Source organism: Streptomyces sp. NPDC058335 (genome assembly GCF_042723915.1).
Lineage (GTDB): Bacteria > Actinomycetota > Actinomycetes > Streptomycetales > Streptomycetaceae > Streptomyces.
This window is the reverse complement of the sequence record NZ_JBHXHX010000025.1, coordinates 91,050-117,146: the sequence shown is the minus strand read 5'-3', so window position 1 is coordinate 117,146 and position 26,097 is coordinate 91,050. Positions and strand designations below refer to the sequence as shown.

General features: G+C 70.8%; 22 protein-coding genes. 10 read left to right on the top strand and 12 right to left on the bottom strand.

All coding sequences use genetic code 11. The features are described 5' to 3' along the window. Window positions 1-46: 46 nt before the first annotated feature. From ACFWJX_RS35520 to ACFWJX_RS35500, 5 genes are read right to left on the bottom strand one after another with little or no spacing between them, the layout of a single operon-like run. A complete protein-coding gene (locus tag ACFWJX_RS35520) occupies window positions 47-1,300 on the bottom strand; it encodes a styrene monooxygenase/indole monooxygenase family protein (RefSeq protein WP_383250443.1) in 1,254 nt (417 codons plus the stop codon). Window positions 1,301-1,313: 13 nt separating this feature from the next. Continuing rightward, window positions 1,314-1,961 (bottom strand): ATP/GTP-binding protein, encoded by a 648-nt coding sequence (locus tag ACFWJX_RS35515; protein ID WP_073491374.1) that lies wholly within the window; start codon window positions 1,959-1,961, stop codon window positions 1,314-1,316. Continuing rightward, entirely contained in the window at window positions 1,942-2,373 is a 432-nt protein-coding gene (locus ACFWJX_RS35510; protein WP_383250442.1) for a DUF742 domain-containing protein, read from the bottom strand. The genes ACFWJX_RS35515 and ACFWJX_RS35510 overlap by 20 nt, the downstream gene beginning before the upstream one ends. Beyond that, window positions 2,370-2,873 (bottom strand): roadblock/LC7 domain-containing protein, encoded by a 504-nt coding sequence (locus tag ACFWJX_RS35505; RefSeq protein WP_383250441.1) that lies wholly within the window; start codon window positions 2,871-2,873, stop codon window positions 2,370-2,372. The genes ACFWJX_RS35510 and ACFWJX_RS35505 overlap by 4 nt, the downstream gene beginning before the upstream one ends. Then, the gene (locus ACFWJX_RS35500; protein ID WP_383250440.1) at window positions 2,870-5,560 is read right to left on the bottom strand and encodes a nitrate- and nitrite sensing domain-containing protein; all 2,691 of its coding nucleotides are present in this window, start codon (window positions 5,558-5,560) and stop codon (window positions 2,870-2,872) included. Before ACFWJX_RS35500 ends, ACFWJX_RS35505 begins: the two co-directional genes overlap by 4 nt. Window positions 5,561-5,928: 368 nt before the next feature. Between ACFWJX_RS35500 and ACFWJX_RS35495 the strand changes: the two genes are divergently transcribed. After that, window positions 5,929-6,714 (top strand): protein phosphatase 2C domain-containing protein, encoded by a 786-nt coding sequence (locus ACFWJX_RS35495; RefSeq protein ID WP_383250439.1) that lies wholly within the window; start codon window positions 5,929-5,931, stop codon window positions 6,712-6,714. Window positions 6,715-6,752: 38 nt separating this feature from the next. On the opposite strand, the gene ACFWJX_RS35490 is transcribed toward ACFWJX_RS35495, so the two are convergent. Beyond that, window positions 6,753-7,244 carry a MarR family winged helix-turn-helix transcriptional regulator gene (locus ACFWJX_RS35490; protein WP_383250438.1) on the bottom strand — a complete coding sequence of 164 codons (492 nt, stop codon included), beginning with the start codon at window positions 7,242-7,244 and terminating at the stop codon, window positions 6,753-6,755. Window positions 7,245-7,447: 203 nt separating this feature from the next. Further along, entirely contained in the window at window positions 7,448-9,871 is a 2,424-nt protein-coding gene (lon, locus tag ACFWJX_RS35485) for an endopeptidase La (protein WP_383250437.1), read from the bottom strand. 146 nt (window positions 9,872-10,017) lie between these two features. Here lon and ACFWJX_RS35480 point away from each other — a divergent pair, with 146 nt between their 5' ends. Further along, window positions 10,018-10,710: a GNAT family N-acetyltransferase gene (locus tag ACFWJX_RS35480; RefSeq protein WP_383250436.1), complete on the top strand. Its 693-nt coding sequence runs from the start codon at window positions 10,018-10,020 to the stop codon at window positions 10,708-10,710. Here the strand turns inward: ACFWJX_RS35480 and ACFWJX_RS35475 are convergent. Beyond that, entirely contained in the window at window positions 10,682-11,524 is an 843-nt protein-coding gene (locus ACFWJX_RS35475; protein ID WP_383250435.1) for a rhomboid-like protein, read from the bottom strand. The two genes, ACFWJX_RS35480 and ACFWJX_RS35475, sit on opposite strands and share 29 nt — an antisense overlap. 211 nt (window positions 11,525-11,735) lie before the next feature. On the opposite strand from ACFWJX_RS35475, the gene ACFWJX_RS35470 reads away from it, so the two are divergent. The 7 genes from ACFWJX_RS35470 (at window position 11,736) to ACFWJX_RS35440 (ending at window position 20,985) form a co-directional block, all read left to right on the top strand. Then, window positions 11,736-12,413, top strand: coding sequence for a spermidine synthase (locus tag ACFWJX_RS35470; protein WP_383250434.1), 678 nt, complete (start codon window positions 11,736-11,738; stop codon window positions 12,411-12,413). A 123-nt stretch (window positions 12,414-12,536) separates the two neighbouring features. Further along, complete coding sequence (locus tag ACFWJX_RS35465) at window positions 12,537-13,277, top strand: response regulator transcription factor (protein WP_073491368.1); 741 nt, start codon at window positions 12,537-12,539, stop codon at window positions 13,275-13,277. Further along, a complete protein-coding gene (locus ACFWJX_RS35460) occupies window positions 13,274-14,377 on the top strand; it encodes a sensor histidine kinase (protein WP_383250433.1) in 1,104 nt (367 codons plus the stop codon). Before ACFWJX_RS35465 ends, ACFWJX_RS35460 begins: the two co-directional genes overlap by 4 nt. Window positions 14,378-14,679: 302 nt before the next feature. After that, complete coding sequence (locus ACFWJX_RS35455; protein WP_383250432.1) at window positions 14,680-18,492, top strand: multifunctional oxoglutarate decarboxylase/oxoglutarate dehydrogenase thiamine pyrophosphate-binding subunit/dihydrolipoyllysine-residue succinyltransferase subunit; 3,813 nt, start codon at window positions 14,680-14,682, stop codon at window positions 18,490-18,492. Between the two features lie 89 nt (window positions 18,493-18,581). Next, entirely contained in the window at window positions 18,582-18,761 is a 180-nt protein-coding gene (locus ACFWJX_RS35450) for a DUF6104 family protein (protein ID WP_073491365.1), read from the top strand. Window positions 18,762-18,980: 219 nt separating this feature from the next. After that, the gene (locus tag ACFWJX_RS35445) at window positions 18,981-19,931 is read left to right on the top strand and encodes a DUF4097 domain-containing protein (RefSeq protein ID WP_383250449.1); all 951 of its coding nucleotides are present in this window, start codon (window positions 18,981-18,983) and stop codon (window positions 19,929-19,931) included. A gap of 1 nt (window position 19,932) precedes the next feature. Beyond that, the gene (locus ACFWJX_RS35440) at window positions 19,933-20,985 is read left to right on the top strand and encodes a helix-turn-helix transcriptional regulator (protein WP_383250431.1); all 1,053 of its coding nucleotides are present in this window, start codon (window positions 19,933-19,935) and stop codon (window positions 20,983-20,985) included. Window positions 20,986-21,129: 144 nt separating this feature from the next. Here ACFWJX_RS35440 and ACFWJX_RS35435 read toward each other — a convergent pair whose 3' ends face one another. From ACFWJX_RS35435 to ACFWJX_RS35420, 4 genes are all read right to left on the bottom strand, one after another. After that, on the bottom strand, window positions 21,130-21,699 hold the full coding sequence (locus tag ACFWJX_RS35435; protein WP_383250430.1) for a Clp protease N-terminal domain-containing protein: 570 nt from the start codon (window positions 21,697-21,699) through the stop codon (window positions 21,130-21,132). Then, a complete protein-coding gene (locus ACFWJX_RS35430; protein WP_383250429.1) occupies window positions 21,699-21,908 on the bottom strand; it encodes a helix-turn-helix domain-containing protein in 210 nt (69 codons plus the stop codon). The genes ACFWJX_RS35435 and ACFWJX_RS35430 overlap by 1 nt, the downstream gene beginning before the upstream one ends. A gap of 128 nt (window positions 21,909-22,036) precedes the next feature. Then, complete coding sequence (locus tag ACFWJX_RS35425; protein WP_383250428.1) at window positions 22,037-23,002, bottom strand: zinc-binding dehydrogenase; 966 nt, start codon at window positions 23,000-23,002, stop codon at window positions 22,037-22,039. A gap of 277 nt (window positions 23,003-23,279) precedes the next feature. Then, window positions 23,280-24,512: an NADP-dependent malic enzyme gene (locus tag ACFWJX_RS35420; RefSeq protein WP_383250427.1), complete on the bottom strand. Its 1,233-nt coding sequence runs from the start codon at window positions 24,510-24,512 to the stop codon at window positions 23,280-23,282. 605 nt (window positions 24,513-25,117) lie between these two features. Here ACFWJX_RS35420 and ACFWJX_RS35415 point away from each other — a divergent pair. Beyond that, on the top strand, window positions 25,118-26,086 hold the full coding sequence (locus ACFWJX_RS35415; protein ID WP_383250426.1) for an ABC transporter substrate-binding protein: 969 nt from the start codon (window positions 25,118-25,120) through the stop codon (window positions 26,084-26,086). The last annotated feature ends 11 nt before the right edge of the window (window positions 26,087-26,097 follow it).

Genomic DNA, 26,097 nt, shown 5'->3' with positions numbered 1-26,097 from the left:
CCAACAACGACCAAAGACGACCGTCAAAGTGCTGGTCAGAAGCCGGTCAGGCTCCAGTCACCGACTTCAGATAGGCCGCCGTCTTCTCCGGCTCGTAGAAGAAGTTCTCGAAGTCGGCGGGGTCGTTGAAGCCGTTGGCGAAGCGGTCGGCGACCGGCTGGAGCTGGCCGGCCGCGCCGATGAGGTTGAGGATGTGCTCCGGCGGCGGGGACAGCATCGCGTTCGTCCACTTGGTGACGTGCTGGGCCGTGTCCCAGTAGCGGTCGAACGTCGCCCGCATCCACGCCTCGTCGAACTCCTTCTCGCCCTGCTCGAGGATGGAGGCGAGGTAGGAGGCCGCGCACTTGGACGCGGAGTTGGAGCCCTGGCCGGTGATCGGGTCGTTGGCCACGACCACGTCGGCGACGCCCAGCACCATGCCACCGCCGGGCAGGCGGCCGATCGGGTTGCGGACGGTCGGCGCGTAGCGGCCGGCGAGCGTGCCGCCGGCGTCGGTCAGTTCGACCTTGGTGGCCCGCGCGTACTCCCAGGGCAGGAACTTCTCCATGAGTTCCAGGGTCAGGGCGAGGTGCTCGGCCGGGTCCTTGACGCCGTTGAAGACGTCCAGCGGGCCGCCGGGTACGCCCTCCCAGAACAGGATGTCGGCGCGGCCGGAGGTGGTGAACGTCGGCATGATGAACATCTCGCCGACGCCGGGCACCAGGTTGCAGCGGACGGCCTCCATGTCCGGGTGTTCCGGGCGCGGGCCGAGGCCGTGGACGTACGCCACCGCGAGGGCGCGCTGCGGCTCGCTGTACGGGGAGCGGGAGGCGTCGCGGCCGAACATCTGCACCAGCTCGCCCTTGCCCGCGGAGACGAGGACGAGGTCGTAGGCGCGGGAGAAGTAGTCGAGGTCGGAGACCGCCGCGCCGTGGATCACCAGCTGGCCGCCGCGCTGCGCGAACGTCTCCATCCAGCCGGCCATCTTCACGCGCTGGTCGACGGACTGCGCGTAGCCGTCGAGGCTGCCCACCCAGTCGATGGCGCGCTGGGTCGGGCCGGGGTCGTGCGAGCCGGGGGCGGCCACCGAGACGCCGAGTCCCTCGATCTTCGGGGCCTGCTGCTCCCAGAAGTTCAGCTGGAGGTCGCGCTCGTGCTGAAGGGCCGTGTGGAACATGCACTGCGTCGACATCACCCGGCCGGCGCGGATCTCGTCCGCGGTCCGGTTGGACATCAGGGTGACCTCGTACCCGTGCGACTGGAGGCCGAGGGCGAGCTGGAGACCGGACTGGCCGGCTCCGACGACGAGTATCTTCCGCATGCGGGGCTGTCTCCTACTCGGGGGTTTCGTCGAGCGCGTGGCCCACCAGGGCCAGGAGGGTCTCGATCACGGAGATCCGGCGACGCGCATCCATGATCATGACAGGTATGTGCTTCGGGATGGTCAGCGCCTCCCGTACGTCCTCCGGCTCGAACCGCTCACTGTCGTCGAAGTGGTTGACGGCCACGACGTACGGCAGCCCGCAGCTCTCGAAGTAGTCGAGCGCGGGGAAGCAGTCCTTCAGCCGGCGGGTGTCGGCGAGGACGACGGCGCCGATCGCGCCGCGCACCAGGTCGTCCCACATGAACCAGAACCGCTGCTGGCCCGGCGTGCCGAACAGGTAGAGCACCAGGTCGTCGTCGAGCGTGAGGCGGCCGTAGTCCATGGCGACCGTGGTGGTGACCTTGTCCGGGGTGCCGGTGAGGTCGTCGGTCTCCTCGCTGGCCTCGGTCATCAGCGCCTCCGTCTGGAGGGGCGTGATCTCCGAGACGGTGCCGACGAGGGTGGTCTTGCCTACGCCGAAGCCGCCGGCGACCACGATCTTCGTGGCGACGGGGGCCCGGGTACGGTCCGTCTGCCAGGACTTCAGCTCCTCGTCCGGCTCGTCGAGGAGTGGGGAGACACCGAACGGGGTGTCGGCGTCAGAGACGACGGAGTCCACTCAGCACCCTTTCCAGCAGAGCGCGGTCGGGACGGCCCGAACCGTGACCGGTCCCGGTGCCGTACACACGGATCTTTCCCTGGTCCGCGAGGTCGCTGAGGAGCACCCGGACCACGCCGAGCGGCATCTTCAGCAGCGCGGCGATCTCGGCCACCGTGCGCATCCGGCGGCACAGTTCGACGATGGCCCGCATCTCCGGCATCACCCGGGTGGTGAGGGAGCCGTTCGTCAGTTCCTTGCGCTCCTCGGCCGCCTCGATTTCGGCCGTGGTCGCCACGAACGTCTCGACGAGGAGGACATGACCGAAGCGGGTACGGCCGCCGGTCAGCGAGTAGGGGCGGACGCGGGCCGGCTTGCGGTCGCCGCCCCGGACGGGGAGCTGCTGCCTGCGGTTCTTCGGCGCCGTACTCATCGGCTGCTCCCCGTCGTCTCCGGTTCCAGGGATTTGCGCAGCTCGGTGCGGAGTTCGGGGGTCAGGACGTGTCCGGCCCGGCCCACGAACAGCGCCATGTGGTAGGCCACCACGTTCATGTCGCAGTCGGCGGAGCCGTGCACACCGAGCAGCGAGCCGTCGCTGATCGACATCACGAAGAGGCTGCCCTCGTCCATGGCGACCATCGTGTGCTTCACACCGCCGAACTCCATGAGCTTGGCGGCGCCGATGGTGAGGCTGCCGATGCCGGACACGATGGTGGCCAGGTCGGCGGCGGAACCGCGCGGGCCGGTGGGTTTGGCCTCCAGGGACTGGCGTGCCGCGTCGTTGCGGCCCGGGTCCGAGGAGAGCAGGAGCAGACCGTCGGAGGAGACGACGGCGACTGACTGGATGCCCGGGACTTCCTCCACCAGGTTGGTCAACAACCAGTGCAGGTTACGGGCTTCACTGCTCAGTCCGAAGGTACTGGGCGCGGTCAACTGCTTGCCTCCTCGACTGTGCCCCCCGTGTCTTCTGCGGCGTGTGCGTGTGCTTCTTGAGGTGACGGGACCTTGTTCTGGCCCGTCTGCTCGGCGATCTCCGCCTCGACATCGCGGTAACCGGCCTCCGCCCCCCGGCGGAACCCACCGAGGCGGCGGCGGAGGGCGTCGGCGTCCACGGATCCGCTCCGCTGGCGGGGGGCCGGGGTGGACGAGGTGAGTCTGGGGGTGCGCTTGGGAAGACCCTTGTCGGTGACGATCTCCTCCGAGGCGTCGGGGGTGCGGGTGTGCTCCGCGTCGTCCTCGGCCTCGGTGTCCGCGGGCTCGGGGGCGGCGGCTTCGGTGGCCGCCGTCTCCTGCTCCGCTTCCGCATCCGGTGCCGCTTCCGACTCCGCTTCCGCCGGAATCAGGAGTTCCATCGTCGTCTCGGCCGGAGTCTCCGGTTCCGCCGCCTGTACGGCCCGCTCGGCGGCCTCGACCAGCGGGTCGCCGCCGGTCTTCGGCCGGCCCGGCAGGACGTTGGAGTTGGCCTCCGCGTCCGCGCCGGGGAGCGAGAAGGTGTGCGTGCCGGCGGCCGGGGCGGACGCGGGGACCGCGGCGGCCGGTGAGGTGGCGAGGAGGGGCGTCGGGAGGACGACGACGGCCGCGATCCCGCCCTGCTTCTGCTCGCGCAGCTGCACGCGCACCCCGTGCCGGTGGGCGAGCCGCGCCACGACGTACAGGCCGAGACCGAGACCCTCCTCGCCCTCCTGCTCGTACGGCGTGTCCGGGGCGAACGCGGCGAGGCGGGCGTTGAGGCCGCTCAGGCGCTCCTCGGTCATGCCGATGCCCTCGTCCTGGACGGAGAGCATGACCTCGCCGTTCTCCAGGAGCCAGCCGGAGACCTCGACGGGCAGGTCCGGCGGGGAGAACGAGGTGGCGTTCTCCAGGAGTTCGGCCAGGAGGTGGCTCAGGTCGTCGGCGGCGAAGCCGGCCACGTGCGCGTGCGGCGGGAGCGCGGAGATGCGCACGCGCTCGTAGCGCTCGATCTCGCTGACGGCGGCGCGGACGACGTCGACCAGCGGGATGGGGCCGGCGTGCTGCTGGACGTGTTCCGTGCCGGCCAGGACCAGGAGGTTCTCGCTGTGCCGGCGCATGACGGTGGCGAAGTGGTCGAGCTTGAAGAGGGTGGCCAGCCGGTCGGGGTCCTGCTCGCGCTCCTCCAGGCCCTCGATGACCGCGAGCTGGCGTTCGACGAGGCCGAGGGTGCGCAGCGAGAGGTTGACGAAGGTGCCGCCGATGCTGCCGCGCAGCCGGTCCAGCTGGGCGGCGGAGTCGGCGAGTTCGGCGCGCAGTTCCTCGCGGGCGTCGGCCATCCGCTGGCGCTGTCCGACGAGGTGCTTGCGGTCGGACTCCAGGGTGGTGACGCGCTCGTGGAGGGCTGCGGCATGCTCGTGCAGGGCGTTCACGGAGCGGACGACCTGGGCGAACTCGTCGTTGCGGCCGGTGAACCGGACGGGCTCCTCGGCCGCCGGGTTCTCGGCGCCGGCCAGCCGGGCGGAGCCGATGCGCAGGACGGCCAGCGGGCGGGTGAGGCTGCGGGCCATGGCGGTGGCGATGCCGATGGCCAGCAGGATCAGCGCGCCGAGCAGGGCGATGCGGATCTCCAGCGCGGTGACGTCGTCGTCGCGCAGCTGGGCGAGGTCCTTGGTGCGGCGGTCGTAGAGGGAGGCCTCGGTGCCGCGCATCAGCTCGACACGGGCGGCGAGCGCGGCGTCGAGCTTCTTGGTGCTGGTGTCGAGCTCGTCGTCGCTCAGTTCCGGCTGGTCCGTGAGGGACGTCAGGTACTTCTCGGCGTTCTCGACGTCGCCGCCGGTGACCGTGGAGTCGTAGGACTCGACGGCCGGTTCGGGCGCGCTCTCCCGGAAGGCGCCGAGGGACGCGTCGGAGCGCAGGCGGGCCTGCTGGGCGGCGGCCGTCAGGGCGTCGCGCTGCTCGGTGTCGGCGTCGGAGGAGACCTTCTCGGTGGAGGTCCGGCCGGTGACGGGGTCGTAGACGCTCTCGGTGGACGTCGGCACGTTCAGTGCGGCGAGCAGCAGTCCGCGGGTGGCGGCGGCCTGCTGGACGGCGGTGTCCAGTTCGGCGAGGGCGTACGCGCCGGAGCCCGCGCGGGGTGGCATCTGCTCGGCGAGCAGCTCGGCCAGGCCGTGCAGCTCGGTGATGGCCTCGGAGTACGCCTGGTGGGCCTGGAGCGCGGTGCTCCGGCCGGTGAGGGCCTCCTGGCGCACGGTCGCGATGCCGTCGAGGTCCTTGCGGAGCGCGGTGGGCGTGTCGGTGTCGGCGGTCAGCTCGCGCACATGCCGGTCCACGCGGGCGCTGCCCTCGGGGGAGGGCGCCTTGGCCTTGGTGCGGCCGGCCGCGACGTAGACGGTGACCTCGTCGCGTTCGTCGGCGAGCGCCTGGGCGAGCGCGAGCGCGTCCTGGGTCTGCTCGGCCAGGGTGACCAGGTCCTGGGAGTCCTTCAACTGCCCGGAGGCGTCGAGGACGGAGGGCGCGCCCGCCGCGGCGATGGTGGCGGCGACGACTGCCACCGCGACGATCAGCCGGTTGCGTACGTGGGTGGGACGGCCCTTGCCGACAGGGGCGCGCTCCGCGCCCCCCTCGGAGGCCGTCCTGCTGCCTGGGCGCCGAGGCCGCGTCTTCTGCACCGGTGCTCGCATTCCTGACTCGTTTACCCATGGGCCGGATGACACTCCGTCAACTGGTGTGTCCTGTCCGGTACGGTTCCCGACCCTCCCAGTGCCGGTGGGCAGGGTTCGCGCATCGCATGCCCCGCCACCCGAAGGAGTGAACATCGGAGGGGAGTTGGCGGGCAAGTTCCTCCGGCGTGTGCGACGGCCTTGCCCGGCGGGCCGGTTGGACGTGAGCGGCAGCCTTTGGCAGTATTCGCCGCCACGCCTTCCCGGAGTGCTTCATTCCCGCCCAAAACAGGCGTCTGACCTGCGCGGGTGCGGCGACCCGGCGGGCGTTGCCAGCCTTTCGTGGAGGGCGTGAAGGGGTCGTGCAGACTGGCGGGATGCGTACGGAACTTGTGTCGGAGCCCGGTGATCGCGGCCTGCCCAACGAGGACTTCGCGAGTGTCGGACTTCCCGCCTCCGGACAGGGCGGTTCGCTGGTCCTCCTGGACGGGGTGACGCCGCCCCCGGGCGGCTCGGGCTGTCGGCATTCGGTTCCGTGGTTCACGGCACGGCTGGGCGGCGCCCTGACCGAACTGACCGTTTCCCTCCCGGATGTTCCCCTGGCCGAGGCGCTGAGCCGTGCCCTCACCCGTACCGCCGAGGCGCACGCCGGAACCTGTGACCTTTCTCACCCGCGTACGCCACAGGCGACCGTGGTCGTGGCGCGCTGGTCGCCGGAGACGGTCGACTACCTGGTGCTGTCCGACTCGGCCCTGCTGCTGGCCTCCCCCGGCGGCACGGTCACGGCCGTCCGCGACGACCGCCTCGACCGGGTGCCGCGGGCCCTGCTCGCCAGCGCGGAGATCTGCGACACCCGCGCCCGCAACAGGGAAGGCGGTTTCTTCACGGCCGCCGCGGACCCGTCGGTGGCCGCTCGCGCGGTGACCGGCTCCGTCCCGCGCGAGGGCGTGGCCGCCCTGGCCGCCCTGAGCGACGGGGTCACCCGCTGGGTGGAGACGTTCCGCGAGGGCGACTGGACGGACCTGTTCGCCTTCGTCGCCAAGCAGGGCGCGCAGGCGGTGGTGGAGCGGGTCCGGGAGCTGGAACGGACGGACGCGGAGCGGGTGTTCCTGGGGCGGGCCAAGACGCACGACGACGCCACGGCCGTGTACGTGGAGCTGTGAGCCCCTGTTGCGGAGCCGCTTGAGCCCTTGAGGTGGGCCTACTTGGCCATGCCCTGGTTCAGCTCGTGGAGGAGCCGCGCCAGTTCGGAGACCTCGCCGCGGTCCCAGTGGGCGAGCTGGCTGACGTACCGCGCGCGGCGCGCCTCCCGGACGCGGCCGACCCGGGTTCGGCCCTCCTCGGTGAGGTCGACCAGCCAGGCGCGCCCGTCGGCCGGGTCGGGCGCGCGGGCGATGAGTCCGAGCTGTTCCAGGGCACGCAGCTGGCGGGACATGGTCGCCTTGCCGACGCCGATGTAGGCGGCCAGCTCGGTCGCCCGCTGCCGGCCCAGTTCCTCCAGCCGGACGAGGAGGCCGTAGGCGGCGGACTCCAGGTCGGGGTGGACCTCGCGGGCCATCTCGCCCTGGTTGGCGCGGGCCCGGCGCAGCAGCACCGTCAGCTCCCGCTCCAGGGAGAGGAACTCCGGGTCCACACCGCTCGGCGACGCCTGGGATCCGCTCCCGCGTCCGTCGCCGTTTCCGTCCTCGTGCACGTCAGCACTCCTGATCAGGTTTCCCGCGCTGAAAGTTTCTCGCCCGTTTCCGCCATTGCCGCAGCTCCTCAAGTATTTCGCAGCCTGGGCCCTTCGTTCTACGTGCGTAGCTTCCCGTGGCGCCGGAGTGGCTGACCCCGCGCAGGGCGAAGGCCCGGGTCTCCCTCAGGAGAACCGGGCCTTCCCTCGTCCGGCGGCGTCCGTCACGCCGCCACCGGAACCTCCGGCACGGCCCCGTTAGTCGCCGGGGACAGCGCCAGCTCCAGGACCTGGCGGACGTCCGTGACGGCGTGGACGTCGAGCTTGTCCAGCACCTCCGCCGGGACGTCGTCCAGGTCGGCCTCGTTGCGCTTGGGGATGACGACGGTCGTCACGCCCGCCCGGTGGGCGGCCAGCAGCTTCTGCTTCACCCCGCCGATGGGCAGGACGCGGCCGGTCAGGGAGACCTCGCCGGTCATCGCCACGTCGGTGCGGACGAGCCGTCCGCTCAGCAGCGACGCCAGGGCCGTCGTCATCGTGACGCCCGCGCTCGGGCCGTCCTTGGGCACCGCGCCCGCCGGGAAGTGGATGTGCACGCCCCGGTCCTTCAGGTCGGCCACCGGCAGTTCCAGTTCGGCGCCGTGGGAGCGCAGGAAGCTCAGCGCGATCTGCGCCGACTCCTTCATCACGTCGCCGAGCTGACCGGTCAGGGTCAGGCCCGCGGCGCCCGTCTCCGGGTCGGCCAGGGACGCCTCGACGAAGAGGACGTCACCGCCGGCGCCGGTGACCGCGAGCCCGGTCGCGACACCCGGTACGGCCGTACGCCGCTCGGCCGGGTCCTGGGCGGACTCGGGGACGTGGTGCGGCCGGCCGATCAGATCGCGCAGATCCTCCTCGCGGACGGTGAAGGGCAGCTCCCGCTCGGCCAGTTCGTGCTGGGCCGCGACCTTGCGCAGCAGCCGGGCGATGGACCGCTCCAGGGTGCGCACACCGGCCTCGCGCGTGTACTCGCCGGCCAGCTTGCGCAGCGCGCTCTCGTCGAGAGTGACCTCGTCCTTGGCGAGCCCCGCCCGCTCCAGCTGGCGCGGGAGCAGGTGGTCACGGGCGATGACGACCTTCTCGTCCTCGGTGTAGCCGTCGAGGCGGACCAGCTCCATACGGTCGAGCAGGGCCTCCGGGATGGCCTCCAGGACGTTGGCGGTGGCGAGGAAGACGACGTCGCTCAGGTCCAGCTCCACCTCCAGGTAGTGGTCCCGGAAGGTGTGGTTCTGCGCCGGGTCCAGCACCTCCAGCAGGGCCGCCGCCGGGTCGCCCCGGAAGTCGGAGCCGACCTTGTCGATCTCGTCGAGCAGGACGACCGGGTTCATGGACCCGGCCTCCTTGATCGCCCGCACGATCCGGCCGGGCAGCGCGCCGACGTAGGTACGGCGGTGGCCGCGGATCTCGGCCTCGTCGCGCACGCCGCCGAGGGCCACGCGGACGAACTTGCGGCCCATGGCGTGGGCGACGGACTCGCCGAGGCTGGTCTTGCCGACGCCGGGCGGGCCGACGAGCGCGAGCACGGCGCCGCCGCGCCGCCCGCCGACGACGCCGAGGCCCCGGTCGCTGCGGCGCTTGCGCACCGCGAGGTACTCGGTGATCCGCTCCTTCACGTCGTCCAGACCGGCGTGCTCGGCGTCCAGGATCGCCTTGGCGCCCCGGATGTCGTAGACGTCGTCGGTCCGCTCGTTCCACGGGAGTTCGAGGACGGTGTCCAGCCAGGTGCGGATCCAGGAGCCCTCGGGGGACTGGTCGCTGGACCGCTCCAGCTTGTCGACCTCCTTGAGGGCGGCCTCGCGGACCTTCTCGGGCAGGTCGGCGGCCTCGACGCGCGCGCGGTAGTCGTCGGACTCCTCGCCCTGCTCCTCGCCGTTCAGCTCGCGCAGTTCCTTGCGGACGGCTTCCAGCTGGCGGCGGAGCAGGAACTCGCGCTGCTGCTTGTCGACGCCCTCCTGGACGTCCTTGGCGATGGTCTCGGCGACGTCCTGCTCGGCGAGGTGGTCGCGCAGCTGCCGGGTGGCGGTCTTGAGGCGGGCGACCGGGTCGGCGGTCTCCAGCAGCTCCACCTTCTGCGCGGTGGTCAGGAAGGGCGAGTAGCCGGAGTTGTCGGCGAGGGCGGAGACGTCCTCGATGGCCTGCACCCGGTCGACGACCTGCCAGGCGCCGCGCTTGCGCAGCCAGGCGGTGGCGAGCGCCTTGTACTCCTTGACCAGCTCGGTGACGTGGCCGGGCAGGGGGTCGGGGACGCTCTCGTCGATCCTCGTCCCCTCGACCCACAGCGCCGCGCCGGGGCCGGTGGTGCCGGCGCCGATCTTCACGCGGCCACGGCCGCGGATCAGGGCGCCCGGGTCGCCGTCGGCCAGCCGGCCGACCTGCTCGACCGTGCCCAGCACGCCGGTGCTCGCGTACGCCCCGTCGATGCGCGGGACCAGGAGGACCCGGGGCTTGCCGGGCTCGGACCGGGCGGCGGCCTGCGCGGCCTCGACCGCGGCGCGTACGTCGTTGTCGTTGAGGTCGAGCGGAACCACCATTCCCGGCAGCACGACCTCGTCGTCGAGCGGCAGCACGGGCAGGGTGAGCGGTGTGAACGGCGCGGACTCAGCAGCCATGATCTCCCCTTAGGCAGTCAAGTTGAGTTATGCCGACTCAATGCACGTGAGCCCCGCATTGTTCCCCGACCGGGCCGCCGTTCGCTGTCAGCGATCACGTCTGCCGCGATCGGCGTACGGCCGCATAGGGTCATCGTAATAGGCAGATGTCTACAGCAACCATTACGGGAGACTGCGTGGACGGCGTCGTACGGGCGTGGGTGGACGGCTGGGTCGTGTCGCGCGGGGCCGCACCGCCGGTGCGGGAGCCCTGGGGGTTCACCGTGGACGTGGGGCAGTCGGCGCACGTGTCGCGGCACGTCCTCACGGCCGTCGGCGACGGCGTCGAGGAGGGGACCGTGCGCAAGGTCGCGGACGGGGTGACCGCGGCCGGCGTGTGGCTGAAGGTGTTCCAGGACCCCACGCTGGTCGGGCGCTGGCTCGGGGAGGGCTGGTGGGTGGATCCCGAACCGGGCTGGCTGATGACGGTGCCGCTGCCGGCCCGCAGGGGGCACACCCGCGTGCCCGACGGCTACCGCCTGCGTCGCTGGACGCGCGGCGGCGTCACCCGCCTCCTGGTCACCACCCCCGACGGCTCCTTCGCCGCCCGCGGCCAGGCCGCCCCGACCGGCGCCACCGCGGTCTTCGACCAGATCGAGACCGCGCCCGAGCACCGGCGCCGCGGCCTGGGCAGCCTGGTCATGCGCACCCTGGCGGAGACGGCGGCGGCGGAGGGCGCGGAGACGGGCGTCCTTGCGGGCACCCCGGACGGCCGGGCCCTGTACGAGTCACTGGGCTGGACGGTGACAGCACCGCTGACCAGCGCGAAGTTCACGGGCGACGGCCGAGCCGCCGACTAGCCGCCCCGGTCACCTGCTCCCGGCGACCTCCGCCGCAGCCCACCGCCGCACCCCACCGCCGTACCCACGGCCAGGTCGCGACGCCTATCACCAGCGCTATCAGGTGGCCCCAGTTGCTCAGCGGGTCGCTGAGGGCGAGCAGGTCCTGGAGGAGCATTCCGCCGAACACCGCGAGGACCGGCCAGCGCAGCCAGGGCGTCAGCAGGCCGGCCAGCGCGCCGACGCTCGCCGCGACACCGAAGCTGATGCCGTAGTCGAGGCGGTGCAGCGAGCTGTCCGGGAGATGGCCCACGAGGACGGCCAGGCCGACGGGGACCTCGGTCGCCAGCGTGGCCAGCACATGCCCGAGCAGGAAGACACCGGCCGTGCGGAGACCGCCGATGCGCCGCTCCAGCGCGGTGAGCACCAGCAGGAAGCCGAGCACGAACGGCGACGCGATCCCGCCGGCCACCCACAGCGCACTGGCCGCCAGCACCGGCACCGGGGCGCTCAGCAGATGCGCGACGTCGGTGCTGGAGTTCTCGTGCAGGGTCCGTACGAGGGCGGAGTCGGCGTGGGCGGTGACGTACGAGGTGACGGTCAGGACGAGGGCGTAGAAGAAGGTGAAGGGGGTGCCGGTGGGGGTGGGCAGCAGGTGCCACGGACGGGGCCGGTGGCCCGGCGGGCGCTGTGGCCGGAGTCCGGACGGGCTCCGGGGGCCGGTGTCGGGGGTGCGTTGGCGGGGGACGCCGTCCAGGAGACCGGGGACGTCGGGAAGGGGCGGGGGCGAGCCGGTCGGGCCGGATGCCGCCGTACCGGTCAGCCTGCGTTCCACGGTGAGGCGCTCCTTCCGTCTCCCTCCACCCTTCGCCCCGGGCGACGCCCCTGTCTGTGACCCACGCCACGCGACAGTCGATTCACAGCAACCTCTCAGACCCCGGCGGTACCCCCGGACGTCAACCGCGCCTACCCCGATCGCCCCTGTTCGAACGCCCCTCCCCCGATATTGCTCAACAAATCGTCAGGGCCGGTGCCAAGATGGTCCGATGGCCATCTCCTACGACACCCCCGAAGTCCTGGACCGTCGTGAGGGCCCCTACGGCGAGGTCGTCCTGCGCCGGCACGGGGGGCTGCTCCAGATCATCGCCAACGGCTGTTTCCTGATGGACACCTCCGACGGCCGCTCGGAACGCCTGCTGGTGGACGCCGCGCTCACCGCGCTGGACGGCCGCCCCGCCCCGCACGTGCTGATCGGCGGCCTGGGCGTCGGGTTCTCGCTCGCACACGCCGCCGCCGACCCCCGCTGGGGCCGCATCACGGTCGTCGAGCGCGAACGCGCCGTCATCGACTGGCACCTCGACGGCCCGCTCGCCGACATCTCCCGCCCCGCGCTCTCCGATCCGCGCACCGCGATCGTGGAAGCGGATCTGACCGACTACGTCAATGAGACATCCGACACGTTCGACGCGCTGTGCCTCGACATCGACAACGGGCCCGCCTGGACCGTCACGGAGGGCAATGACGGCCTGTACTCAGCGGCCGGACTCGCAAGCTGCGCGCGGGTGTTGAGGCCCGGCGGGGTACTCGCGGTATGGTCCGCCCAGCCGTCTCCCAAATTCGAGGGAACCTTGGGGAATGCCGGGTTCCAACAGGTGCGTACCGAAGAGATCCCGGTTGCCCGAGGCGTGCCGGACGTCGTGCACCTCGCCGTCCGACCTGGATAGCAAAGCCGCGGTGACTCCCCGTACGCTGCTGCCCTGACGCAGATGATTAAGGCGTCAACCGCAGTCATGCGCAGAAAAGGAATCACCCCACTGGTTCCGGAAAGCACACTTCAGGGGCGGGCGATGGAGCAGACACACACCGCGCACAACGGCACGGCGACGGCGACACCCGGTGCGCAGCGGCGGGTTCTGGTGGTCGAGGACGACCCCACGATCGTCGACGCCATCGCGGCCCGCCTGCGTGCCGAGGGATTCCTCGTGCAAACGGCGGGTGACGGCCCGGCGGCCGTCGACACCGCGGAGGCCTGGCAGCCCGATCTGCTGATCCTCGACATCATGCTGCCCGGCTTCGACGGTCTGGAGGTCTGCCGTCGCGTGCAGGCCGCCCGTCCGGTGCCGGTACTGATGCTCACCGCCCGCGACGACGAGACCGACATGCTGGTCGGCCTCGGCGTGGGCGCCGACGACTACATGACCAAGCCGTTCTCGATGCGGGAGCTGGCCGCGCGCGTGCACGTCCTGCTGCGCCGCGTGGAGCGCGCCGCGATCGCGGCCTCGACGCCGCGCAGCGGGATACTGCGGCTCGGCGAGCTGGAGATCGACCACGCTCAGCGCCGGGTCCGGGTCCGCTCGGACGACGTGCATCTCACGCCCACCGAGTTCGACCTGCTGGTGTGCCTGGCGAACACCCCGCGCGCGGTGCTCTCCCGGGAGCAGCTGCTGGCGGAGGTGTGGGACTGGGCGGACGCCTCGGGCACCCGCACCGTCGACAGTCACATCAAGGCGCTGCGGCGGAAGATCGGGGCCGAGCGGATCCGCACGGTGCACGGCGTGGGCTACGCGCTGGAGACCCCGACGCCATGAGCCGCGGGCCGGACGGACCGAGAAGCCCCGGGGAACCCTGGGGCGGTGTACGCCCGTTCTCGATCAAGACCAAGCTGGGGGCGCTGGTCGTCATCTCGGTGCTGATCACCACCGGGCTGATGATGATCGCCATGCGCACCGAGACCGAGCTGCGCTTCATCACGGTCTTCTCGATGATCGCCACCCTGCTGATCACGCAGTTCGTGGCGCACTCGCTGACCGCGCCGCTGGACGAGATGAACACCGTGGCCCGGTCCATCTCGCACGGCGACTACACCCGCCGGGTCAGCGAGAACCGCCGCGACGAGCTGGGCGACCTGGCCCAGACGATCAACGTCATGGCGGACGAGCTGGAGGCCCAGGACCGTCAGCGCAAGGAGCTGGTGGCCAACGTCTCGCACGAGCTGCGCACCCCCATCGCGGGTCTGCGAGCCGTCCTGGAGAACGTGGTCGACGGGATCGCCGAGGCCGACCCGGAGACCATGCGGACGGCGCTGAAACAGACCGAGCGGCTGGGCAGGCTGGTGGAGACCCTGCTGGACCTGTCCCGCCTCGACAACGGCGTCGTACCGCTGCGCAGGCGGCGCTTCGAGGTGTGGCCGTATCTGTCCGGGGTGCTGAAGGAGGCCAACATGGTCGCCTCGGCGCGCGCCACGATGGGCTCGGGCGGCAGCCACACCCGCACGGACGTCCATCTGCACCTGGACGTGACCCCTCCGGAGCTGACCGCGCACGCGGACCCGGAGCGCATCCACCAGGTCGTCGCGAACCTCATAGACAACGCGGTCAAGCACAGTCCGCCGCACGGACGGGTGACGGTCAGGGCGCGGCGCGGGCCGCTGCCGGAGTCGCTGGAGCTGGAGGTCCTGGACGAGGGCCCCGGCATTCCGCGTTCGGAGTGGCACCGGGTCTTCGAGCGGTTCAACCGGGGAGCCGTCCGCCGGCCGCACGGTCCGGGCAGCGACGGCGGTACGGGACTGGGGCTGGCGATCGCCCGCTGGGCGGTCGATCTGCACGGAGGCCGGATCGGAGTGGCCGAATCCGAGCGGGGTTGCCGGATTCTTATCACTCTTCCGGGAGACTCTTCCGTCCCAAGTTGACGTAAAGTTCGAAGCGGAGCCACAAGATCCACGGGCGTTCGTCCCGTCGGACACGTGTGATCAGGCAGCCCGCCGGCCAAGGTCGGCCCAGGTCCGCACGCTGAGCGTGTGCGACCGGCATCAATGGATCCCGCTCGCAGCGCAACCGCGTTTGTTTCCCGCCATTTCCACCCCCGAAACAGCCCTTCCGATGTGACTTACGCGACGATGCGGTGGCCCGGCCTGACCTTCACCCTCCGGGAGGCGTAGCCTTTATTCCCGCTGTCCATCACCTTGTGAAGCGGAAGAGGGCGGTTGCCGCCGTGTCGCCACAGTCCCCCAGTAACGCATCGAGCATCTCGACCGACGCAGACCAAACGGGCAAGAATCCCGCGGCCGCGTTCGGACCGAACGAGTGGCTCGTCGACGAGATCTATCAGCAGTACCTCCAGGACCCGAATTCGGTAGACCGTGCCTGGTGGGACTTCTTCGCCGACTACAAGCCGGGCGCGGCCGCGCCTTCGGCTCCGGCGGGTACTGCGGCCGCGGGGGCCGCAGCGACCACCACCACGCCCGCGGCTCCCGCCGCACCGGCGGCGCCAGCCGCTCCGGCTGCTCCGGCTGCTCCGGCCCAGGCCGCGCCCGCCGCACCGGCTCCCGCGCCGGCGCCGGTCGCCCCGAAGCCCGCGGCAGCTGCTCCGGCTCCCGCCAAGGCCGCGGCCCCGGCCGCCAAGCCGGCTGCCAAGGCCGAGCCCGCCGCCTCTCCCGAGGGCCCCGAGTACGTGACGCTGCGCGGCCCGTCCGCCGCGGTCGTCAAGAACATGAACGCCTCACTGGAACTGCCCACGGCCACGTCCGTGCGCGCGGTCCCGGTGAAGCTGCTGTTCGACAACCGCATCGTCATCAACAACCACCTCAAGCGCGCCCGGGGCGGGAAGATCTCCTTCACGCACCTGATCGGCTTCGCGATGGTCCAGGCCATCAAGGCCATGCCGTCGATGAACTGGCACTACGCGGAGAAGGACGGGAAGCCCACCCTCGTCAAGCCGCCGCACGTCAACTTCGGCCTGGCCATCGACCTGGTGAAGCCCAACGGCGACCGCCAGCTCGTCGTCGCCGGCATCAAGAAGGCCGAGACGCTGAACTTCTTCGAGTTCTGGCAGGCCTACGAGGACATCGTCCGCCGCGCCCGCGACGGCAAGCTGACGATGGACGACTTCACCGGCGTCACGGTCTCGCTGACCAACCCCGGCGGCCTCGGCACCGTCCACTCCGTCCCGCGTCTGATGCCCGGCCAGTCGGTCATCATGGGCGTCGGCTCGATGGACTACCCGGCGGAGTTCCAGGGCACCAGCCAGGACACCCTGAACAAGCTCGGCATCTCGAAGGTCATGACGCTCACGTCGACCTACGACCACCGGGTCATCCAGGGCGCCGCGTCCGGTGAGTTCCTGCGCATCGTCGCGAACCTCCTCCTCGGCGAGAGCGGCTTCTACGACGACATCTTCGAGGCCCTGCGCATCCCCTACGAGCCGGTCCGCTGGCTCAAGGACATCGACGCCAGCCACGACGACGACGTCACCAAGGCCGCCCGCGTCTTCGAGCTGATCCACTCCTACCGGGTCCGCGGCCACGTCATGGCCGACACCGACCCGCTGGAGTACCGCCAGCGCAAGCACCCCGACCTGGACATCACCGAGCACGGGCTCACCCTCTGGGACCTGGAGCGCGAGTTCGCGGTCGGCGGCTTCGCGGGCAAGTCCCTGATGAAGCTGCGCGACATCCTCGGCGTGCTGCGCGACTCGTACTGCCGCACCACCGGCGTCGAGTTCATGCACATCCAGGACCCCAAGCAGCGCAGGTGGATCCAGGACCGCATCGAGCGCTCGCACACCAAGCCGGAGCGCGAGGAGCAGCTGCGCATCCTGCGCCGGCTGAACGCGGCGGAGGCCTTCGAGACCTTCCTGCAGACGAAGTACGTCGGCCAGAAGCGCTTCTCCCTGGAGGGCGGCGAGTCCGTCATCCCGCTGCTCGACGCGGTGCTGGACTCGGCCGCCGAGTCCCGCCTCGACGAGGTCGTCATCGGCATGGCCCACCGCGGCCGGCTGAACGTCCTGGCGAACATCGTCGGCAAGTCGTACGCGCAGATCTTCCGCGAGTTCGAGGGCAACCTCGACCCGAAGTCGATGCACGGCTCCGGCGACGTGAAGTACCACCTGGGCGCCGAGGGCACCTTCACGGGCCTGGACGGCGAGCAGATCAAGGTCTCGCTCGCCGCGAACCCCTCGCATCTGGAGGCGGTCGACCCGGTTCTGGAGGGCATCGCCCGCGCCAAGCAGGACATCGTCAACAAGGGCGGCACGGACTTCACGGTCCTGCCGGTGGCGATCCACGGCGACGCGGCCTTCGCGGGCCAGGGCGTGGTGGCCGAGACCCTGAACATGTCGCAGCTGCGCGGCTACCGCACCGGCGGCACGGTCCACATCGTCATCAACAACCAGGTCGGCTTCACCGCGGCCCCCGAGTCCTCGCGTTCCTCGATGTACGCGACGGACGTGGCCCGCATGATCGAGGCCCCGATCTTCCACGTGAACGGTGACGACCCGGAGGCCGTGGTGCGCGTCGCGCGGCTCGCCTTCGAGTTCCGCCAGGCGTTCAACAAGGACGTGGTGATCGACCTCATCTGCTACCGCCGCCGCGGTCACAACGAGTCGGACAACCCGGCCTTCACCCAGCCGCTGATGTACGACCTGATCGACAAGAAGCGCTCGGTGCGCAAGCTCTACACCGAGTCCCTCATCGGTCGCGGCGACATCACCCTGGAAGAGGCCGAGCAGGCGCTCCAGGACTACCAGGGTCAGCTGGAGAAGGTATTCACGGAGGTCCGTGAGGCCACCGCGCAGCCCGCCCCCGGCACGTCCCCCGACCCGCAGGACGGCTTCCCGGTCGCGGTGAACACCGCGATCTCGGCGGAGGTCGTCAAGCGCATCGCCGAGTCCCAGGTCAACATCCCCGACCACATCACCGCCCACCCGCGCCTGCTGCCTCAGCTCCAGCGCCGGGCCACGATGGTCGAGGACGGCACGATCGACTGGGGCATGGGCGAGACGCTGGCCGTCGGCTCCCTCCTCCTGGAGGGCGTCCCGGTCCGCCTGGCCGGCCAGGACTCCCAGCGCGGTACGTTCGGACAGCGGCACGCCGTGATCATCGACCGGGAGACCGGCGAGGAGTTCACGCCGCTGATGTACCTCGCGGAGGAACAGGCGCGCCTGAACGTCTACAACTCGCTCCTCTCCGAGTACGCGGCGATGGGCTTCGAGTACGGCTACTCGCTGGCCCGCCCCGACGCCCTCGTGCTGTGGGAGGCGCAGTTCGGCGACTTCGTCAACGGCGCCCAGACGGTCGTGGACGAGTTCATCTCGTCGGCGGAGCAGAAGTGGGGTCAGACGTCCGGCGTCACGCTGCTCCTCCCGCACGGCTACGAGGGCCAGGGCCCGGACCACTCGTCCGCCCGCCCGGAGCGCTTCCTCCAGATGTGCGCCCAGAACAACATGACGGTCGCCATGCCGACCCTGCCGTCGAACTACTTCCATCTCCTGCGGTGGCAGGTGCACAACCCGCACCACAAGCCGCTGGTCGTCTTCACCCCGAAGTCGATGCTGCGCCTCAAGGCCGCGGCGTCGAAGGCGGAGGAGTTCACGACGGGCCAGTTCCGCCCCGTCATCGGCGACGCCTCGGTCGACCCGGCCGCCGTCAAGAAGGTCGTCTTCTGCGCCGGCAAGGTCTACTACGACCTGGAGTCCGAGCGTCAGAAGCGCGGCTCCACGGACACGGCGATCATCCGCATCGAGCGCCTGTACCCGCTGCCGGGTGCCGAACTCCAGGCGGAGATCGCCAAGTACCCGAACGCCGAGAAGTACCTGTGGGCGCAGGAGGAGCCGGCCAACCAGGGTGCCTGGCCGTTCATCGCCCTGAACCTGATCGACCATTTGGACCTTGCCGTCGGCGCGGACGTGCCGCACGGCGAGCGCCTGCGCCGCATCTCGCGGCCGCACGGCTCGTCCCCGGCGGTCGGCTCGGCCAAGCGCCACCAGGCCGAGCAGGAGCAGCTGGTGCGTGAGGTGTTCGAGGCGTAGGCGTCCTCCTCGACACCATGGGACAGCGGCCGGGCCGCACCCCTTCACGGGGTGCGGCCCGGCCGTTTGCGCCCACTTATCCTTGACCCATGTACTTCACGGACCGTGGCATCGAAGAGCTGGAGAAGAGGCGCGGCGCGGAGGAGGTCACCTTCGAGTGGCTCGCCGAGCAGTTGCGGACGTTCGTCGACCTGAACCCGGACTTCGAGGTGCCGGTGGAGCGACTGGCGACGTGGCTGGCCCGGCTGGACGACGAGGATGACGAGTGACGTGTGAGGTGTGACGTGTGACGAGTAGGTCCACCGACGTCACGCCGGCCGCGTGCGTGGGGGTGCCCTGAGGGGCGCCCCTTTTTTCGTGCCCGCCGGGAACGGCTGGAGGCCGGTCACCATCACCGGAAAGAGTGTCTTGACTTTCGACGACCGCGATATATCGTGTTTTGCATGAGACGCGATATGGCGTGTCGTGTCGTCGAGGAGGTCATCACCATGTCCGAGTGGTCCGTCGCCGAACCGAGGAAACTCTCCTTCGACGAGCCGGTGAGCGAGCTGCACGTCCGCATCGTCGACGGAACGGTCAACGTGGTGGGCACCGAGGAGGGTTCCGCCCGCCTGGAGGTCTCCCGGATCGAGGGACCCCCTCTCGTGGTCACCCACCGGGACGGTGCGCTGACGGTGGCGTACGAGGACCTGCCCTGGAAGGGCTTCCTCAAGTGGCTCGACCGCAAGGGCTGGCAGCGCAGCGCCGTCGTCTCGCTCGCCGTCCCTGCCGGCACCCGCGTGGAGGTGGGTGTGGTGAGCGCCGGAGCGGTGGTCTCCGGCCTCGACGGGCGCGCCGAGGTGAAGGGGGTGTCCGGCGACACGACCCTGGTGGGCCTCACGGGCCCGGTCCGCACGGACACCGTCTCGGGCAACGTGGAGGCGCAGGCCCTCACCGGGGACCTGCGCTTCAACTCCGTCTCCGGGGATCTGACCGTCGTCGAGGCGGGCTCCTCCGTGAAGGCCGACTCGGTGAGCGGCTCGATGATCGTCGACCTCGACCCGGCGGGCCGCCCCACCGACATCAGCCTGACCAGCGTTTCGGGCGAGATCGCCATCCGGCTGCCCCACCCGGCGGACGCACAGGTGGAGGCGAACACCGCGAGCGGCTCGGTCTCCAACGCCTTCGAGGACCTCCGGGTCAGCGGCCGGTGGGGCGCCAAGCGGATCACCGGCCGTCTCGGCACGGGCAGCGGCAGCCTCAAGGCCACGACGGTCTCCGGCTCCATCGCCCTGCTGCGCCGGCCTCCGCTGGAGGACGGGCCATGGGAGGCGGGGGCCGCTCCGGCCGACGGCGAGCCCGTCGGCCCGGGAGACAATTTCCCGTCCGGGGACGGTTCCGCCGGGGACGGTTCCGCGTCCGGCCCGGACGACAGCACGACCGACAAGAAGGTGCTCTGACATGCCTCCCGTCTTCGCCCACGGCCGCCTCCGTCTCTACCTGCTGAAGCTTCTGGACGAGGCCCCGCGCCACGGCTACGAGGTGATCCGCCTCCTTGAGGAACGCTTCCAGGGGCTGTACGCGCCCTCGGCGGGCACCGTGTACCCCCGGCTGGCGAAGCTGGAGGCCGAGGGCCTGGTCACCCACACCAGTGAGGGCGGCCGCAAGGTGTACGCCATCACCGACGCGGGCCGGGCCGAGTTGGCCGACCGCAGCGGTGAACTCGCCGACCTGGAACTGGAGATCCGCGAGTCGGTCGCCGAACTGGCCGCGGAGATCCGGGCCGATGTGCGCGGAGCGGCGGGCGACCTGCGGCGCGAGATGCGGGCGGCGGCCTCCGAGGCCCGCCGAGGCGCCGGTTCTGGCACCGGACCGGGCGCCGGGGAGCACGGGGAGTACGGCGACAAGGAGTCGTGGCGGGTCGCCAAGGAGGAGATGCGGCGCGTCAAGCAGGAGTGGAAGGAGCAGGCCCGCCGTGCCAAGGACGAGAGCCGCCGGGCCCGCGAGGAGGCCCAGCGGGCCCGCCACCAGGCCAAGGAGGCCCAGGACCGGGCCGTGGCCCATGCGCAGGAGGAGGTCCAGCGCATAGCGCGACGGGTTCAGGAGCAGGTCCAGGACCACTTCGCGCGGGGCGACTGGCCGACGGGCGTCCGCGAGGGCCTGACCGAACTGGCCAAGGAGTTCGGCGAGTTCGGAAAGGACTACGGCAAGGAGTTCGGGAAGGACTTCGGTTTCGGCCGGGGCCACGGCACCGCCGAGAAGGCCGCACCGACACCCGAGTACGCGCAGACCCCGGAGGACTTCCCCGGCGCGTACGAGCCGTCGTGGGCCCACGAGGACTTCACCGGCGATCCGGCCCGTGACCTGGACCGCCTGCTCGACCGCTTCCGCGACGACATCCGTGACGCCGCCCGGGACCACGGCGTCACGGCCGACCAGCTCCTCGACACCCGCCGCCACCTGTCGACGGCGGCGGCCCACATCGGGGCGATACTGCGCACCCCGAAGCCCTGACCGACGCACCTCGGGTGATACGGCCGCCCAGCCGCCGACCGGCACGACCGGCACGACGGGTCGGACCGGAGCGAACCGGAACGAACCGGAAGCTCAGCCGTACCACCCAGGGAGGCGCCCCCAGAGTTCCGCCCCCCCGCCCCCTCAGCCCGCCTTGGCCTCGCCCTGGCCTCCGCCGTACAGCACCCGTGTCAGCGACTCGTACGTCACCCCGTGGTCGGCGAGGACCTCCGCGGGCACGCCGGGGCGGGCGGCGAGGGCCAGCAGGATGTGCTCGTCGCCGATGTGACGGTCATGGTGGGCCAACGCGATGCGCAGGGCCTTCTCCAGCACCTCCTTGCCGCCACGCCCGAAGGAACGGCGGCCGGACCACCACCCCTTGCCTTTCATCTCACCGGACATCGCCCCCACTCCGTGCACCTCCTCGACCCGGGCGACGATCTCCGAGACGTCGATGCCCAGCCCCGCCAGGGCATCGGCTTCCGCCTGGGACAGTCCGGCCCGTCGCCGCGCCTCGACCAGCGCCTCCCGGACCGCGTCCCCGCGCTCGGTGAGTCCCAGCGCGGCCAGCGCGAAGGAACCGCGGCTGGCCTCCCGGTCGAGCAGAGCGAGCAGGATGTGCTCCGTCTCCACCGACGGCGCTCCCGCCCGCTCGGCGTGCTCCCACGCCTCGCGCACCACGTCCCGGGCACTCTTGGTGAACCGCTCGAACATCAATGCCTCCCGTACTTCTTGTGCACGGCCTGCCTGCTCACACCGAGCTGCGCGGCGATCTCCTGCCACGACCAGCCCTGATTGCGCGCGTTGCGCACCTGCACCGCCTCCAACTGCTCCAACAGCCGACGCAGCGCGGCGACGGCCCGCAGCCCGACCCGGGGATCGCGATCACCCGCGCGCTCGGCGAGATCCGTTGCTTCGGTCATGGTGTCAACTTACGTTGACACCTGCTCCGCGTCAACCACAGTTGACACGGGAGGTGCGCGAAAGGCGGGCCCGGAGACCGGACCCGCCGTCAGGAGTGCGTGAACCCGTGAGAAGTGCGTTGCGACCGTCAGGAGTGCGTGAGGACGATCTTGCCGAACTGGTCGCCCGACGAGAGCCGTTCGAAGCCCTCCCGGGCCCGGTCCAGCGGCAGCACCTCGTCGATGACGGGCCGGACCCCGGTCGCCGCACAGAAGGCGAGCAGGTCCTCCAACTCGTCCTTCGTGCCCATGGTCGAGCCGACGATCTTCAGCTCGAGGAAGAAGATCCGGGTCAGTTCGGCGTGCGAGGGACGGTCGCCGCTGGTCGCGCCGGAGATCACGAGCGTGCCGCCGGGCCGCAGCGACTTCACCGAGTGGGACCAGGTGGCGGCACCGACGGTCTCGATGACGGCGTCCACGCGCTGGGGCAGCCGCGCGCCCGGTTCGACGGCCTCGACGGCCCCCAGCTCCAGGGCCCGCTTCCGCTTGGCCTCGTCCCGGCTGGTCGCGAAGACCCGGAGCCCCGCCGCCTTGCCGAGCACGATCGCGGCCGTGGCGACACCGCCTCCGGCGCCCTGCACGAGCACCGAGTCACCGGGCCGCACCCCCGCGTTGGTGAACAGCATGCGGTAGGCGGTCAGCCAGGCGGTGGGCAGACAGGCGGCCTCCTCGAAGGACAGCTCCTTCGGTTTGGGCAGGATGTTCCAGGTCGGCACGGTGACCTGCTCGGCGAAGGTGCCCTGATAGTGCTCGGTGAGGATGGACCGGGGCTCGCGGGGACCGACCCCGTGGCCGGTCTGGCCGATGACGGAGTGCAGGACGACCTCGTTGCCGTCCTCGTCGATGCCGGCGGCGTCGCAGCCGAGGATCATCGGCAGCTTGTCCTCCGCGAGGCCGACGCCCCGCAGGGACCAGAGGTCGTGATGGTTGAGGGAGGCGGCCCGGACGGTGACGGTGCTCCAGCCGGGACGGGCGTCGGGGGCCGGTCGCTCCCCCAACTCCAGTCCGGAAAGCGGCTGGTCGCGGTCGATTCGAGCGGCGTAGACGGCGAACATGCCCCCGACGATAGGGTCCACCGCCCCCCGGCGAAACCGGAGGGCACTGTGAGACATGCCCTCTTGCGCGACCGGACGACAGATGTGAGCGGCGGGCCGAGCAGGGCCGCGGGGAACTGCGCGCCCGGCCCGAGACGGCGCGCAGCCGCCGTACGACCGTCAGCGCCGGAGGCGAGGCCCACCCCTCGATCCACCCGGACGGACGGGCGGGCGGGTGGGTGGGTGGGTAGAAGAACGGCCCCGCCCGAGGAACCGGCGGGGCCATCTCTGCCGCAGGTCAGCGACGGGCGACCCCTTCGGCACGGGCAGCCGCGGCAACCGCCGCGGTGACCGCCGGAGCGACCCGCTCGTCGAACGGCGAAGGAATGACATAGTCCGCCGCGAGATCGTCGCCCACGACACCCGCCAGCGCCTCGGCCGCCGCCAGCTTCATGCCCTCGGTGATCCGGGACGCCCGCACCTGGAGCGCACCAGCGAAGATGCCCGGGAACGCCAGCACGTTGTTGATCTGGTTGGGGAAGTCCGACCGCCCGGTCGCGACGACCGCCGCGTACTTGTGGGCGACCTCGGGGTGGATCTCCGGGTCGGGGTTGGCCATCGCGAACACGAAGGCGCCCTTCGCCATGGAGGCGACCGCGGCCTCCGGGACCGTACCGCCGGAGACGCCGATGAAGACGTCCGCGCCGGACAGCGCGGCCTCGAGGGAGCCGGTGAGGCCGGCCTTGTTGGTGAACCCGGCCAGCTCGCGCTTGACGTCGGTCAGGTCCTCGCGGTCCGCGGAGACGACGCCCTTGCGGTCACTGACCGCGACGTCTCCGATGCCGGCCTCGACGAGCATCCTGGCGATGGCGACACCGGCCGCGCCGGCGCCCGAGATGACGGCCCGCAGCTCCGCGATCGAGCGTCCGCTCAGCCGGGCCGCGTTCCGCAGCGCCGCCAGCGTCACGACGGCCGTACCGTGCTGGTCGTCGTGGAAGACCGGGATGTCGAGCCGCTCCTGGAGCCGGCGCTCGATCTCGAAGCACCGCGGCGCCGAGATGTCCTCCAGGTTCACACCGCCGAACGAGGGAGCGAGGCGCACCACGGTCTCGATGATCTCGTCCACGTCCGTGCAGGCGAGCGCGATCGGCACCGCGTCGACCCCGCCGAACTGCTTGAAGAGGATGGCCTTGCCCTCCATCACCGGAAGGGAGGCCTCCGGCCCGATGTCCCCGAGGCCGAGAACGGCCGTACCGTCGGTCACGACGGCGACGACGGACGACTTCCACGTGTAGTCGTTCACCAGGTCCGGCTGTTCCGCGATCGCGGTGCACACCCGCGCGACGCCGGGCGTGTAGGCGAGGGACAGGTCGTCCTTGTCGCGGATCGGAACGGTGGCCTGCACGGCCATCTTTCCGCCCCGGTGCAGCGCGAACGCCGGATCGAACGAGTCGAGGGGCTCCGCACCGCCCTCCTGGCCCGTTCGGTCCGCTTCGCTCTCGCTGCGAGGATTGACGATCTCCGCTGCCACTGTGTCTTACCCCTTAGATGTTTTTGGATGAGGGTGGCCACTCCTGGTTGAGAAGTGGGCGGGCACCGCGCAGGACCCAGCGGTGATACGTACGGGCGTCTGCGCGTCGGGCGCGCCGCACACGCGCCCTGAGCCCCGGGTGAGGGGTGTAAAGAACCTTCTTACCGGACGGACACCACCGACGACGAGTCCATTCGGTGCAAGGTCACATGCCGCTGTTTGCAGGACTCCTACACCTCACCAGCGCCGTCATGCCCCAGTGAGATGACTCATGCGCGAAGCGCGGACAAGTCCCGGCCGAACCCTTGACAAAATGTGAGGCCCACGGGTCATGACGGAGCGTGTTCGTCCACATGGCGAGATGGACCGGAGATCTTCCGGCCGGAAGCAAGGATTCCCGCAGATGGTCCGGTCCGGTCCGGTCGTGATGTACCGGACTGATGGGATTCGGGTGTCGCCCGTTATCCGATTTTGACATAGCTGGCCCCCTGAATGGCGTCGTCCGAATGGCAAGATGCCGTCATCACACGAGGTCGCGACACCCGATGGTGTGTGTTCTCGTCGACCCATCGGCATCTCCATTCCATCCGCCGGAGGCACTCACCATGACCGCACGCTCCATCCGCTGTACCACCGCCGCGCGCACCCGGCTCGCCGCGGTCGGAACCCTCGCGGTCACGGGCGCCCTGCTGCTCACCGCCTGTGGTGACCAGACCAAGGACAACGACTCCGGGAGCAGCGACACCGCCTCGACGAGCGCGGCCCCGCTGGCCGACAAGCTGCCCCAGGCAATCCGTGACAAGGGCGTCATCAAGGTCGGTTCCGACATCGCGTACGCGCCGGTCGAGTTCAAGGACAGCTCCGGCAAGACGGCCGGCATCGACCCCGACATCGCTGCCGCCATGGGCGAGCAGCTCGGCGTGAAGTTCGAGTTCCAGAACGCCACGTTCGACACCCTCATCGGTGGTCTGGCGTCCAAGCGCTACGACATCGCCATGTCGGCCATGACCGACACCAAGGACCGCCAGGAAGGCATCGACGGCGACACCGGCAAGAAGGTCGGCGCCGGCGTCGACTTCGTCGACTACTTCACCGCGGGCGTCTCCCTCTACACCAACGCGGGCGACACCCAGGGCATCAAGACCTGGGACGACCTCTGCGGCAAGACGATGGCGGTGCAGCGCAACACCTTCTCCCACGACCTCGCCAAGGACCAGGCGGCGAAGTGCAAGAAGGACGGCAAGGCGGCCCTCAAGATCGAGGACTTCGCCACCAACCCCGAGGCCGAGACCCGGATGCGTTCCAAGGGCGCCGACGTCGTCTCCGCGGACTTCCCCATCGCCGCCTACTCCGTGAAGAACGCCGGGGGCGGCAAGTACTTCGAGATCGTCGGCGACCAGGTCGAGGCCGGTCCGTACGGGATCGCCGTCGCCAAGGACAACACCGAGCTGCGTGACGCGCTCCAGGCTGCCGTCCAGGCGATCATCGACAACGGCGAGTACAAGAAGATCATCGAGAAGTGGGGCGTCGGCGACGGCGCGATCACCGAGTCCAAGATCAACGGCGGTTCCTGAACCGCCACCGT

Coding starts and splice junctions, on each gene's coding strand:
- ACFWJX_RS35435 (WP_383250430.1), bottom strand. CDS start 21,699: ATGTTCGAGCGGTTCACCAAGAGTGCCCGGGACGTGGTGCGCGAGGCG.
- ACFWJX_RS35415 (WP_383250426.1), top strand. CDS start 25,118: ATGACCGCACGCTCCATCCGCTGTACCACCGCCGCGCGCACCCGGCTC.
- lon (WP_383250437.1), bottom strand. CDS start 9,871: ATGGCTGCTGAGTCCGCGCCGTTCACACCGCTCACCCTGCCCGTGCTG.
- ACFWJX_RS35520 (WP_383250443.1), bottom strand. CDS start 1,300: ATGCGGAAGATACTCGTCGTCGGAGCCGGCCAGTCCGGTCTCCAGCTC.
- ACFWJX_RS35450 (WP_073491365.1), top strand. CDS start 18,582: ATGTACTTCACGGACCGTGGCATCGAAGAGCTGGAGAAGAGGCGCGGC.
- ACFWJX_RS35510 (WP_383250442.1), bottom strand. CDS start 2,373: ATGAGTACGGCGCCGAAGAACCGCAGGCAGCAGCTCCCCGTCCGGGGC.
- ACFWJX_RS35430 (WP_383250429.1), bottom strand. CDS start 21,908: ATGACCGAAGCAACGGATCTCGCCGAGCGCGCGGGTGATCGCGATCCC.
- ACFWJX_RS35460 (WP_383250433.1), top strand. CDS start 13,274: ATGAGCCGCGGGCCGGACGGACCGAGAAGCCCCGGGGAACCCTGGGGC.
- ACFWJX_RS35440 (WP_383250431.1), top strand. CDS start 19,933: ATGCCTCCCGTCTTCGCCCACGGCCGCCTCCGTCTCTACCTGCTGAAG.
- ACFWJX_RS35470 (WP_383250434.1), top strand. CDS start 11,736: ATGGCCATCTCCTACGACACCCCCGAAGTCCTGGACCGTCGTGAGGGC.
- ACFWJX_RS35425 (WP_383250428.1), bottom strand. CDS start 23,002: ATGTTCGCCGTCTACGCCGCTCGAATCGACCGCGACCAGCCGCTTTCC.
- ACFWJX_RS35480 (WP_383250436.1), top strand. CDS start 10,018: ATGTCTACAGCAACCATTACGGGAGACTGCGTGGACGGCGTCGTACGG.
- ACFWJX_RS35495 (WP_383250439.1), top strand. CDS start 5,929: ATGCGTACGGAACTTGTGTCGGAGCCCGGTGATCGCGGCCTGCCCAAC.
- ACFWJX_RS35465 (WP_073491368.1), top strand. CDS start 12,537: ATGGAGCAGACACACACCGCGCACAACGGCACGGCGACGGCGACACCC.
- ACFWJX_RS35445 (WP_383250449.1), top strand. CDS start 18,981: ATGTCCGAGTGGTCCGTCGCCGAACCGAGGAAACTCTCCTTCGACGAG.